Raw genomic sequence first — 13274 nt, forward strand, 5'->3', positions numbered from 1 at the left:
CCATGAAATCTCACCTCATTGAATCCTCGATTCCACAAATTAATGGACTATTAATAATAGTCATCCCACTCCTCCTGTCATTCACTATTATGGGAATAGCAGTGTTACTGACTAAACTTCCCCAAACCATAATCATGCCCTATATTGGTCAACACACCATGGTTATCATGTACCTGCATAAAGTTATTTTAGATTTATGTGACTTAGCTAGTATTGATAATCTAGTTATTGAAATCATAATCGCGATTATCGTCCCGTTAATGATAGTATCAGCATTAAATGTTCGCCGCCAAAAAATCTATCTTCAAACCACATAAAAAAGCAATGATAGCTAATTAGCTATCATTGCTTTTACTTTATTATCAGTTATTTCATTCCTGTTACTTTACCAGTTTTTCGTGTGTAAGCCATTCGTAATAACTTAACCATTTCAGTAACTACTAATACGATTAATCCAGCAAACGTTGGCACTAGCCAACCATAGAAGAAACTAATGTTAGCTGTATGGAAAATCGTTTGCATAAACGGTACATATATTAGGAATAACTGCATAGCAATCAAAATCCCAATAATTATGAATGCAGCTTTATTTTCAAAGAAGTGCTTTGAAAATATTGGGTATGAATTCTTGATATTAAACAAGTAGAAAATTTTACCAAAGATGATAATATTAACCGCCATTGTCGAGCCAAGAATTGGTGTTAAAATCCCTGCATCGACATAGTGGTCAAACAAAAGAATCCCTAAGATAGCGATCAATATTGACACATAAGTGATTTCAATATTATCAAACCAGTTTAAAATTCCTCGTTTAACATCTCGCGGACCACGCCTCATAATGGAATCTTCAGCAGGTTCAAAGATAAAGGCGAATTGGATTGTCAACGCCGAAACCGTGTTGATCCAAAGTAATTGGGTTGGGTAAAGTGGCAATTCCTGCCCCATAATCATACTAATCAACACAACCAATCCTTCAGCAAAACTAGTTGGTAATAAGAATCGAATAGTCTTACGAATATTATCAAACACGTGCCGGCCTTCAAATACCGCATCAACAATCGTCGTGAAGTCATCTTTTACTAAAACCATATCAGCTGCTTCTTTAGCAACTTCGGTGCCCTTCATTCCCATGGCAATACCAATATTAGCTTGCTTCAAGGCAGCCGCGTCGTTAACCCCGTCACCAGTCATGGCCACAATCTTTTTGTTAGCTTGTTGAGCTTTAACGATTCGCAACTTATTTTGTGGAGTCGTTCTAGCAAAGACGTTATATTGACCAATGTTTTGTTGCAGTTCTTCATCAGACATTTCATCTAATTCAGGGCCGGTAATTGCCGAAATACTTTCATCCAAATTAAGTCGACTAGCAATTGCACTGGCCGTATCTGGATGATCACCAGTAATCATGTTAACCCGGACCCCGGCCTGACGAAGATTTCGAATGGCTGGAATAACTTCTTCACGAGGTGGATCAATAATTCCGACCACCCCGGCTAGTTTTACGTCACCTGCAAGCATCTCTGCATTAATTTCGTCTCCAACCACGTTTTCGACTTGAGCTAAGGCGACAACCCGCAAGCCATCTTTGGTTAATTCATTAACTTTAGCATTCCAAGCAGTTTCGTTAAATGCTGTCTCATGAGCCTTGACCATATCAAAAATCGTACCCGGAGCACCCTTGAGCATCAGGATACGTTTGTTATTATAATTAACTAATCGAGCACTGTAACGATATGCCGAATCAAACGGCAATGTATCTACCTCATCAACTTGAGGTTCACGACCCTTTAATTTATGAAATAAAGTCGTCAACGCTCCATCGGTTGGTTCGCCGGTCAATATCCATTGACCATCATCTTTAACTAGCTCGGCATCAGTCGTGGTTCCAGCAATTGTAACCAGTTCGGCAAATTGCGGATCAATTTGATAATCAACTTGGTTACCATTTAGTAAAACATCGCCTTTAACCCCTTGATCACCATCGACGAAGCCAATTCCGGTAACTTGATAATGTTCTGAGTCAGTAATAACGTCAGTAACCGTCATTTCATTTTTAGTTAACGTTCCGGTTTTATCAGTATTAACAATATCAACCGCGCCGAGGGTCTCAACTGCGGGTAACGTTTTAACGATGGCCCCATGCTTGGTCATAGTTTGCACCCCGCGGGCTAAAACAACCGAAGTTGACGCTGGTAAGCCTTCAGGAATCGAACCCACCACCATCGTGATAATCGCAATGGTTAAGGTTGGCAAACTATATATTTTGGTAATTAATCCCGCAATAAACAGTAGAATTGCTACTACGACAATAAAAATTGATAATCCTAAGCCTAATTTATTTAAGTTTCGCATTAATGGGGTAACTTGCGCTTTAACTTCCGAAACGCTGGATTGAATCCCTCCAATTTCGGTGTCGTTCGCTGTCGCCACAACAATTCCTCGACCAGATCCTTGGGTGGCAGCTGTCGAAGCAAATGCCATATTTGAACGTTCTGCTAACGGAACCTCAGAACTATCAAGCGGGTCTTCAGTCTTATTAACTGAATTACTTTCACCAGTTAAGGTTGACTCTTGAATATTTAAATTATCGGCTTCTACTAACCTTAAATCGGCCGGAATTGCATCCCCAGCTTCAATGATAACTACGTCCCCAACGACTAATTCTCGCGCAGGCACTTCGATTTTATGACCATCGCGAATCACAATGTTTTGACTGACTAATAGCTCTTGAATTTTAGTTAATGCATTATCGGCTTGGACTTCTTGGAAAAAGCCGATGAATGCATTTGCGATGATAACTACAGCAATAACCGCTGAATCAGAGTAGTGATGCATCAACAACGTAATCACCGCTGCAGCAATCAAGATATAAATAATACTGTTATTAAACTGTGATAAAAATTGGATGAATTTACTTTTCTTCTTAGCCTCCAATTCATTGTAACCATTTTTAGCTAAGCGTTGCTCAGCTTCCTGATCAGTTAGTCCTTCTTCTAAGTTCGAATCGAACTTTGTGGCCAACTGTTCATTTGTGAGCTGCCATAAATTTTCCCCAGGAGGGTTTTGCTTGTCTTCCATTGAATAAATCACCTGTCCAATCATTATTTGTTAACCCTAATTATAGAGAATCAGGACCAGTTGGTAAACTTATTTATACTTAACCCTAATAATTTTCATAATAAAAACGGCATACCAAAAAAACATTTTGGCACACCGCTATCTGTAATTATTGTTGATATGCAGCCTCTGGTACTCGAACCAAATCACGCTTAACTAATTCTTCAGCGATTTGAACGGTATTCCAGGCAGCACCTTTGAGTAAGTTGTCAGAAACTACCCACATATTAAAGTTACCTTCATTTTCTAAATCTGGTCGAAGTCGACCAACATATGTCTCACGACTACCTTCGGCAGTAATTGATTGAGGATAAACTTGGTGGCTAGGATCATCTTGAACCACCACTCCAGCAGCATTTGCCAAGGCATCTTGAATCTGACTGGCAGTGGCGTGTTTGTCAGCCACTTCAAAGTAGACTGATTCACCATGACCAATTCTAATTGGGACTCTAACACAAGTTGCCGTAACCTTAATATCCTTAGCATCCATATCATTTAACATAATTTTCTTAGTCTCATGAATCATCTTCCACTCTTCATGAGTATACCCATCATCTTCAAACACATCGATTTGAGGCAATAAATTAAATGCCATTTGATAGTGCTTCTTATCACCCTTAGTTGGCAAAATCTGTGGATCAGTTGGTTCACCATCAATCACTTGTTGGCTTTCATCCATTAGCTCGTTCAATGCTGATTGTCCCGCTCCAGAAACCGCTTGGTAAGTTGATACGATGACTTGATTCAAACCAAAACGTTGTCTAATTGGTTCAAGAGCAACCACCATCTGAATTGTTGAACAGTTAGGATTAGCAATAATCCCCTTGTGGTTAACTAATTCATCAGCATTAACTTCTGGCACGACCAACGGTACTTGAGGATCCATTCTAAATGCACTGGTATTATCAACACAGACGGCACCCCGCTTAACCGCTTCAGGTAAAAGTCGCTTAGAAACTGAACCACCGGCTGAGGCTAATACTAGATCAACATTATCAAAACTTTGTGGCTTGGCTTCTTCAATTGTTACATCCGTCCCCCTGAATTGCAGAACTTTTCCAGCAGAACGAGCTGATGCCAAGAACTTAACCTTGCTGACCGGAATCGTAGAATGCTCTAATTGAGAAATCAAACGGGTTCCCACTGCCCCAGTTGCTCCTAAAATTGCTACACTAAATCCTTCTGCCATCGTATTATCCCCTTTTCTGATTTTTTATCTTTGTAAATAATCTGCCATGCGATCCATTGCTAACTGAATGTCTTCATCGGAAGCTGCATATGATAATCGAATATATCCTTCTCCACCATGACCAAATGCTGATCCTGGAGTTACGCCAACTCTAGCCTGTTCAGCAAGTTGAGTTGCGAATGCGACCGAATCCTGATTCTCCGTTACAGGAATTTTAACGAAGATATAAAATGCCCCTTCTGGATTAACAACTTCAAATCCCATTTGACTAAGCCGACCGGAAATATATCTTAGGCGCTTTTCATATGTCTGCTTCATTTCAGCAGGATCCTCCAAACCGTTGGTCAAGGCTTCCGCTGCAGCGTATTGGGCTGGATTTGATGGTGAGGTAATAACGAACGCGTGAGTCTTAGCAGCTTGCGTGACAATTTGCTCAGGAGCCGCAATGTACCCAATTCGGTATCCCGTCATTGCATGGGACTTTGACAGTCCGTTAACAACAATTGTTTGTCCTGGAATCATGGATGCAATCGACGTATGGTCAACCCCATAAGTTAACTCATTATAGATTTCATCCGCAATTACATACATTGAATGTTGCGAAATAATATTAGCTAGAGCTTGAAGTTGGTCACGTGTGTATTCAACTCCCGTTGGGTTAGATGGGTAATTTAAGATAATTGCTTTAACCTGATCACCATGTTCATCTAAGGCCGCCTGAAGCTTTTCTGGTGATAATACAAAACCGTCCTCTGAAGTATCAATCGTAATCAAATCTGCACCAGCTAAGCTAATAATTGGAAAATAAAGAGCAAATGCCGGTGTTGGTACGATGACTTTATCACCAGGATTCAAAATTGTTGTTAGCGCGGTGTAGATTGCTTCGGTGGCCCCAATCGTGGTAATAATTTCTGTGTCAGGATTATATGTAACGGTAGTGACCTTCTTCAAATAATTACTAATTGCTGTTCTTAATTCACGAATTCCCTTTTGCGCCGAGTAATGTGATTCATTATCATTAATGCTCTTAATGGCTGCTTGCTTAACGTGTTCTGGAACATCAAAATCTGGTTCACCAATTGTCAGCTTCACAATGCCATCGATGTCTGAAATTTTTGATCAAATTCCCGGATTCCTGAAGGGCCCACAGCTGCAACCTTTTGATTTACGATATGGCTTAACTTTTGATCTAATTTGGCATTTTATTCACCCACTTTTACAAAATATTCTCTAACCCGATCATCAATGTTTTCGCATCAATCACTGCTGGAATTGCTAGCTTAACTCCACTCATAAATGAAGAACGATCAAATGAATCTTGCCTGAGTGTTAGTGCTTCACCAGGTCCACCAAATAGTACTTGTTCATGGGCAACATATCCCGGAAGCCTAACTGCGTGAACTGGGACCCCAGCCACATCACTTCCTCGCGCTCCGGCAACGGTTTCGTTAGTCGCTGGTGTAACTGGATCCACTCCTCTAGCTGCAGCAATCATCTTTGCTGTGCTAATTGCAGTTCCTGATGGAGCATCTAACTTATCTTCGTGATGCATCTCGATGACCTCAGCATCTGGGAAGTATCTAGCTGCTTCCTGAGCAAATTTCATCAATAACACCGCTGATAACCCAAAGTTTGGAGCAATCAATCCACCAACCTGTTTTTCGGCAGCCAACGTTATTAATTCAGCCACTTGATTATCAGGCACCCCTGATGTCCCAACCACTGGATGGATTCCATGTTCAATGGCAAACTTCACATTTTCATATGCCGAAGTTGGGACTGTGAAATCAACCCAAACATCAGCATCCGTTTCAACTTCACTCAATTGTTCGAATATCTTAACATCTTCATTTAAATGATATTCAGTTCTGTCAATACCTTGCGAATTGGGACCCAACCCAGCCACTAATTGAAAGTTACCAGTCTGATTGATCATTTCCACTGTTTTCTGGCCCATTGATCCCATAAATCCAGCCACCAATACTTTAATCATTCCAATTACTCCTTACTTTTAACTGATTAATGAAGTTTCGGCCATCGATAAATGCTGAGCCAATACCCTTTTTTCCTCATCATTTAATGGCAAAATTGGCAAGCGACAACTGCCAACTTGATATCCGGTCGCGTTCAATACCGCCTTAACTGGTGATGGCGATGGGTACATGAATAGTGCCTGCATCTTCGGTGCCAACTGTCTCATCAAGGTTCCAGCAGTTTCAAATCACCTTTGTCGAAGGCATCGTACATTTCACGCATTTCGCTACCGTAGATATGACTAGCAACCGAGATTACTCCATTTGCGCCGATCATTTTAGCTGATAATGCCTGAACATCTTCACCAGTATAAACATTGAAATCATCAGTATTTTCAACTAAATACTCTAGGTCCTCTATTGAAGTACACTGCTTAACTCCAGCAATATTAGCATTATGCGACAAAGTAACGACTGTATCAGTCGCCATTGTGACTCCCGTTCGACCAGGAATGTTATACATAATCAAAGGCACATTTGAATTTTCGGCTACCACTTCAAAGTGAGCCATCATCCCGCGCTGATTTGGCTTGTTATAGTACGGAACGACAACTAACGCGTAATCAATGCCGGGGATTTCACTAACTTCATGCGTGAAGTTAGTAGTTTCTTGAGTGCTATTACTACCTGTTCCGGCAATAACGGTTGCTCTACCAGCAACAATTTGGGCAAACCTAGTATAAAGTTCAACTTTTTCGTCGTGACTTAACGTAGGTGTTTCACCTGTCGTCCCACCAATTACAAATCCCTGACTACCAGTAGCAATCAAATGATTGGTTAATTCTTCTAGAGCGTTAAAATCAATTTCACCATCTGCCCCAAATGGGGTTACAATCGCTGTCATAATATCTGCATTTATCATATTCTGTCCCCTTATTTTCTAATGTGTCATCCGAAATTCTAAAAATCGATTAATGGAATTAATTCCTTTATTAATTGATGATTCATCAGGTGTTAGAGTCGCTGAGTGCAGCTGAGAGTTATCATCGACTCCCAACCAAAACATCGTGCCCGGAAATTTTGATAATAGGTAACCAAAATCTTCACCCGTCATTGCCGGCGCAGTTTCAATAAATTCCGTCTCTGAATCTTGCTTGCAAAACTTGATTAGTCGTTCAGTTAATGCTGGATTATTTTCAACTGGTAAATAACCACCCTGATTAAATTCAATGTTGACTTCACAATCATAACTACTAGCGATTCCGGTTGCGACTTGCTGCAACCGGTCAACGATTCGCTCAATCATTACTTGAGTTAATCCCCGAATGGTTCCTTCAAGACGAGCACTTCCAGCGATAACATTTCGAATCGTCCCTGCTTGCATCAGACCAAAGGTGATTACCCCACTCTCGATTGGATTGATACTGCGCGAGATAATCGTTTGAACTTGATTAATGAATTGAGATGCTGCAACTACCATGTCGTTTGCATCTTGTGGAAAAGCTGCATGACCGCTTTGGCCAATGAAATCAACATTTACTTCGGTGGTACCAGCGAATAAAGTTCCCATGCGACAACCAATGGCCCCAGCCGGTAAATCAGGATTGTCGTGTAAACCATAAAATTCGTCTGGCCGCCATTTGTCTTGAAATACTCCCTGCTCATAAGCAACCTTTCCACCATTTTTGCTTTCCTCGGCTGGTTGAAAGAAAAATACCAGGTTATCCCTAGGCTGGTACTCCAAAAAGTAATTCAATATTCCCAAAGCTACCGTCATATGAATATCATGACCACAAGCATGCATGATATGTGGATGTCGTGAGGTGTAAGGTAACCCAGTCTGCTCATCAACTGGTAGGGCATCAATGTCAGTACGATAACCAATAGTTCTTTGTGGATCTCGGCCTTCAATTCTAACTAAAACCGCGGTTGGCAACGCTGATAGTTGATCACGAATTTCGGCATGATCAAGATTCATCTGACTAATTACTTCTATTAAATAGTCCCGAGTTTGTGTTTCATGCATTGCCAATTCTGGAATTTGATGAAGATGCCTTCTAATTTGAATTAATTCTGAAGTTGTTAATTGGGTCATTTCATCACAGCTTTCTTAAATCATCTTCCAGACTAGTTTTACTTTCAGTTTTTTCGTCAACGTCTTTGATTTTTCTTGCTGGAACCCCTGCAACCATTGTGTGGGGTGCAACATCTGAGGTGACAATTGATCCAGCCGCAACAACTGCTCCTTCACCAACGTGAACTCCTTCAATTACAACTGCGTTCGCACCAATCAGAACATTATCATCAACTTGAACTGGTTTTGCTGAGGCTGGTTCGATCACACCAGCTAAAACTGCGCCTGCACCAATGTGTGAGTGTTTACCAACAACGGCTCGGCCACCTAGAACCACACCCATATCAATCATCGAATCGGCTCCAATTTCAGCCCCAATGTTAATAGTTGCTCCCATCATAATTACAGCGTTATCGCCAATCGTGACTTTATCGCGAATAATGGCCCCGGGTTCAATTCGAGCATTAATCTGCTTTAGATCAAGTAACGGAACAGCTGAATTTCTCGTATCATTTCGACAACGTAATCTTTAATCACATCCAAATGTTGTTGAATAAACGGTTCAACATCTTGCCAGTCACCAAACAAAATCCCTGTATGATTTTCAAGAAATCCTTTGATTGATTCTGGTACGCTCAGGTCTGTTAGTGATCCCTTAATGAAGACCCTAACTGGCGTTTTCTTATCAGCGTTTCCGATATATTCAATAATCTCTTGAGCATTCATTTCTTCCATAATATATAGCTCCTCGTTAAATAGTTAAGTCATGACTGATTAAGTCATCATAAGTTTCTCGACTAATTACCAACTTAGCTTCACCATTCTCACAAAAGACGACAGCTGGCCGGGGATTGCGATTGTAGTTTGACGCCATCGAATATCCATAAGCACCAGTGGCTAACATTACTAACACATCACCTGGTTTACTTGCTGGTAACGCTTGTTCTTTGATTAAAATATCGCCTGATTCGCAATACTTTCCGGCAACCCTAACGGTTTCAGCGATTGGCGCTGTGGGATTGCTTGCTAAAACAGCTTCATAATCGGCCTGATAAAGAGCTGGGCGAATGTTATCACCCATTCCCCCATCAACCGTTACATATGATCGAATTCCTTCAACGTCTTTTCGTGATCCGACCGTATATAAGTTATATCCAGCAGGGCCAACAATTGAGCGTCCTGGTTCGATCCAAATGGCCGGTGTGATCAATCCCTTACTGCTAGTTTCTTGCTTAACCGTCTTGACGATTGCATCAACGAATTCTTCAGGGGCAATCGGATCATCATCTTCGGTATAGCGAATTCCGAATCCACCACCAACGTTCAAAACCTTTGCTTCATACCCGATTCGCTGATTCCAGTCAGCCAATGTTTCAATCAGCTTTTTAGCCGCCATTTGAAAACCATTAACTTCAAAAATTTGTGAACCTATGTGGGCGTGGATTCCTAACATATTCATTGAATCAATGGCTAGGACCTTTTCAAGGGCTTCGAATGCTTGGCCACTTTGAATATCAAAGCCAAACTTACTATCAACTTGACCAGTCTGGTCATACTCATGAGTGTGAGCTGAAATTCCTGGAGTAACTCGCAACATAACATTGATATGCTGATGCTGTTGTTGTAAAACTTCCTGCAACAATTCAATTTCATGAAATTATCTAAAATGATAACGCCAACTTGGTGTTCAACTGCCATCTCTAACTCGGCAACTGATTTATTATTGCCATGAAAGCTAACATGATTCATTGGAAAACCAGCTTTAACTGCGGTATAAAGCTCACCACCTGAAACCACATCAATGTGGCCCCGTTCTTCATTAACTAATTGAAACATTGCGATACAAGCAAAGGCTTTGCTGGCATAACTAACTGCATAATCCACCTGATTTTGTTCAAAGACTGATTGAAAATGGTGAATTTGATTACGAATCGCTGAGACATCATAAGCTACTAGCGGTGTCCCAAACTGACTAGCTAGTTTTAGGGAATCTACACCGCCAATTTCTACATGACCTTGTTCATTTATTTGATATGCTTGCTCTTGTTCTGCCATAATTACCCTCAAATTTGGATTATCGGTTGTTCAGGGTACAAAAAAGATCTTTTGTCTACGCTACAGAACAAAAAGACCCAAGAATTTTATGCATTCTTTTATCATTATGTTGATAGCGCCCCGTAGCCGACGTATCTGCTACGACAGTCCATAATTTATTAAACTATGGCCCAGCCTCCTAAGTCCCACTTGGCTTAGAGCTTCGGCAACCGTCCCTTTCACTAGTTTCTTGGCTAAAGTAGTAGCTCCACTAGTTACTGTTGTTGGTCGCAACCTCTATACTTTTTAAATTATTAAAATTCTATAATAAATCTCATAAAACGTCAATGGTAAATTTTTATTCAACCTTTTAAATTTTCTTTTATCTACTTAATGCAGCTAATATATCAGCGTTTTATTTAACATTTGAGTTGATAATTAAATTAGAAATGCTAGAATTCTCCTTAACAATTTCAAATTTTTATCATAAATATGCATTAAGGGGAGTAAGGCCATATGAAAATCGTTAAATTCGGTGGCAGTTCACTTGCAGATGCCGCACATTTTCAAAAAGTTATTGATATTATTTCTAGCGATAATAATCGCCGGGTAGTTGTAACCTCGGCTCCTGGGAAACGATTTACTGGCGACATTAAAGTAACTGATTTATTAATTACATATGCCAATAAAGTAATGTCTGAGAAACCATATGCTGATATTCAAAACCAAATTTTTAATCGTTATGAGCAAATTGGCGATGCCTTTAATGTTTCTGCAGCAGTTTTAACCAGTATTCATGACAAACTATTAAGTTTACCAAACGCGTCTTATCCAAATAATGATTACTTAATGGCAGCTTTTAAGGCCCACGGTGAACGGTTAAATGCCGAACTATTTGCTGCCTGCTTGACCCAAAGCGGAATCCCAGCAAATTCATCGATCCAAGTGAAGCCGGCATTATTCTCACCGATGATCCTAACTGCGCTTCAATTGACGAAGCAACTTATCCAAACTTAGCCAAAATCACCATCAATGATGATCGCTTAGTTTTTCCTGGATTCTTCGGCTTCACCAAAGGTGGTAACATTGTCACATTTGCTCGCGGTGGTTCAGATATCACCGGTTCAATTCTCGCTCGTGGACTACATGCAGACCTTTACGAAAATTTCACCGATGTTGATGCAATTTTTGCTGCCAATCCTAAAGTGATCGATAATCCAGTCCCAATCGGTAAGATGACCTTCCGCGAAATGCGCGAACTATCATATGCCGGATTTTCAGTTTTTAATGACGAAGCAATTATTCCAGCCATTCAAGGTCGCGTACCTATTAACGTTAAAAATACCAACAATCCAGCGGCTGATGGGACATTAATTGTCCCGGAAGATGAGCTTGAAGTTAAATCACCAGTGACTGGCATAACCGCATCTAACCGATTTGCAGCGTTATATCTTCATCGCTATTTGCTTAATAAAGAAGCTGGTTTTACAAGAAAAATTTTAAATATTTTGTACAAATACAACGTTTCTTACGAGCACATGCCATCTGGGATTGACGATTTAACAATTATCTTCGATAACAGTCAGCTTGATGAGCAAACAATCAAACAAATGTGTGCTGATATCCGCGACACGGTACAGCCTGATGCTATGGAATGGATTGATGACTATGCAATCATTATGGTCGTTGGCGAAGGCATGCGGGCAAGAATTGGGACAATTGACAACATCATTAAGCCGCTTGCTGACAACAATATCGCTGTCCACATGATCAACCAAGGCGCTTCTCGCATTTCAATTATGATTGGAGTGCGGGAACATGATGCTGACGCAGCAATTCAAGAAATCTACAGTAATTTTTTTCTAACTAATTCGGAGGTACTAGTATGATCCAAATTCAAAAAGTTCATGGCTCAATGAACACTTTCTTTCTTTTAGATCAAACTGAATTAATCCAGCCACTAACTCAAACTGAGTTAGTTAACCTCGCTAAACATATTACTGATAACAATCAAGGTTTACTTAATGGCTCAGACGGTTTACTGGTTGTTGATCATTCGGACCATCCTAGCTGTATTGGTAGTATGCAAGTCATCAATACCGATGGTAGTATTGCTTCAATGTGTGGCAATGGATTACGAACGGTTAGTCGGTACCTAGCCGAAAAATTTGGGCAAACTGAATTTCGGGTTGAAACTCAAGATGCCGATTTGCATGTTAGCCAAGAAGCAAACTTTGCCGAAGGTGTTCCAACTTTTAGCGTCGAAATTTCACCGGTGTCATTTAATCGTGAATCATTACCATTTAGTAATCTAAATACTGACACACTGATTAATCAAGCTATCCCAGAAATCGATGACAATCTAACCTTTACAGCCATTGCCGTTCCCAATCCCCATCTAATTAGTTTTGTATCGGAAGACACGATGACTTCAAATTCACTAGCCAATATTGGTGCCACCCTTAATTCTAAAAATCCATACTTTTACGATGGGGTCAACGTTAGTTACGCCCAAATCATTGGGCATAATTCATTGTTCGTCAGAACATTCGAACGTGGTGTTGGCTTCACTAATGCTTGCGGAACCGGCATGTCGGCGACTAGTTTGGCCTTTTGTTTAAACCACCCGGAAATGGCAGATTACGAACAAACAATTACTGTCTTCAATCCTGGTGGCATGGTTAAAACACGCGTTCATCAACTCAAGAACAACAATTACTATATTGATTTAATTGGTAACGCCACGGTTACTCATCAGATATTAATTTCCGAACAAGACTTGCACACTAATCTACTCGATAACGTCCAAGCCCAGGAAACTGGTGAACAATTAGCTTATGATTCATTCATCACAAACATTAAAGCACCAATAAAATAAAAAAAGACG

6 protein-coding genes, 5 pseudogenes and 1 riboswitch are annotated in these 13274 nt (G+C 40.4%); of the genes and pseudogenes, 3 read left to right on the forward strand and 8 right to left on the reverse strand.

Annotated features, from left to right (window positions below; translation table 11 throughout):
* Positions 1-89: 89 nt before the first annotated feature.
* Complete coding sequence (locus NBRC111893_RS11310; protein WP_225417630.1) at positions 90-317, forward strand: hypothetical protein; 228 nt, start codon at positions 90-92, stop codon at positions 315-317.
* Positions 318-366: 49 nt separating this feature from the next.
* Here the strand turns inward: NBRC111893_RS11310 and NBRC111893_RS06680 are convergent, their stop codons facing one another.
* From NBRC111893_RS06680 to lysA, 8 genes and pseudogenes are all read right to left on the reverse strand, one after another.
* Positions 367-3078, reverse strand: a complete 2712-nt coding sequence (locus NBRC111893_RS06680) for an HAD-IC family P-type ATPase (protein ID WP_125008458.1) — start codon at positions 3076-3078, stop codon at positions 367-369.
* 148 nt (positions 3079-3226) lie between these two features.
* On the reverse strand, positions 3227-4306 hold the full coding sequence (locus NBRC111893_RS06685) for an aspartate-semialdehyde dehydrogenase (RefSeq protein WP_125008459.1): 1080 nt from the start codon (positions 4304-4306) through the stop codon (positions 3227-3229).
* A 24-nt stretch (positions 4307-4330) separates the two neighbouring features.
* Positions 4331-5478: pseudogene (locus NBRC111893_RS06690) on the reverse strand (aminotransferase class I/II-fold pyridoxal phosphate-dependent enzyme).
* 44 nt (positions 5479-5522) lie between these two features.
* Complete coding sequence (dapB, locus tag NBRC111893_RS06695) at positions 5523-6299, reverse strand: 4-hydroxy-tetrahydrodipicolinate reductase (protein ID WP_125008460.1); 777 nt, start codon at positions 6297-6299, stop codon at positions 5523-5525.
* 18 nt (positions 6300-6317) lie between these two features.
* Positions 6318-7201: pseudogene (gene dapA / locus NBRC111893_RS06700) on the reverse strand (4-hydroxy-tetrahydrodipicolinate synthase).
* 18 nt (positions 7202-7219) lie between these two features.
* Entirely contained in the window at positions 7220-8374 is a 1155-nt protein-coding gene (locus NBRC111893_RS06705) for an N-acetyldiaminopimelate deacetylase (protein ID WP_125008461.1), read from the reverse strand.
* Positions 8375-8378: 4 nt separating this feature from the next.
* Positions 8379-9088: pseudogene (gene dapD, locus NBRC111893_RS06710) on the reverse strand (2,3,4,5-tetrahydropyridine-2,6-dicarboxylate N-acetyltransferase).
* Between the two features lie 16 nt (positions 9089-9104).
* Positions 9105-10408: pseudogene (gene lysA, locus NBRC111893_RS06715) on the reverse strand (diaminopimelate decarboxylase).
* Positions 10409-10513: 105 nt separating this feature from the next.
* Positions 10514-10695, reverse strand: a riboswitch (Lysine riboswitch).
* Positions 10696-10903: 208 nt separating this feature from the next.
* Here lysA and NBRC111893_RS06720 point away from each other — a divergent pair.
* Both NBRC111893_RS06720 and dapF read left to right on the forward strand, forming a co-directional pair.
* A pseudogene (locus NBRC111893_RS06720) lies at positions 10904-12276 on the forward strand (aspartate kinase).
* A complete protein-coding gene (gene dapF / locus NBRC111893_RS06725) occupies positions 12273-13265 on the forward strand; it encodes a diaminopimelate epimerase (protein ID WP_125008462.1) in 993 nt (330 codons plus the stop codon). Before NBRC111893_RS06720 ends, dapF begins: the two are co-directional and overlap by 4 nt.
* Positions 13266-13274 lie beyond the last annotated feature (9 nt).

Source organism: Lentilactobacillus kosonis, from assembly GCF_003864335.1.
Taxonomy (GTDB): domain Bacteria; phylum Bacillota; class Bacilli; order Lactobacillales; family Lactobacillaceae; genus Lentilactobacillus; species Lentilactobacillus kosonis.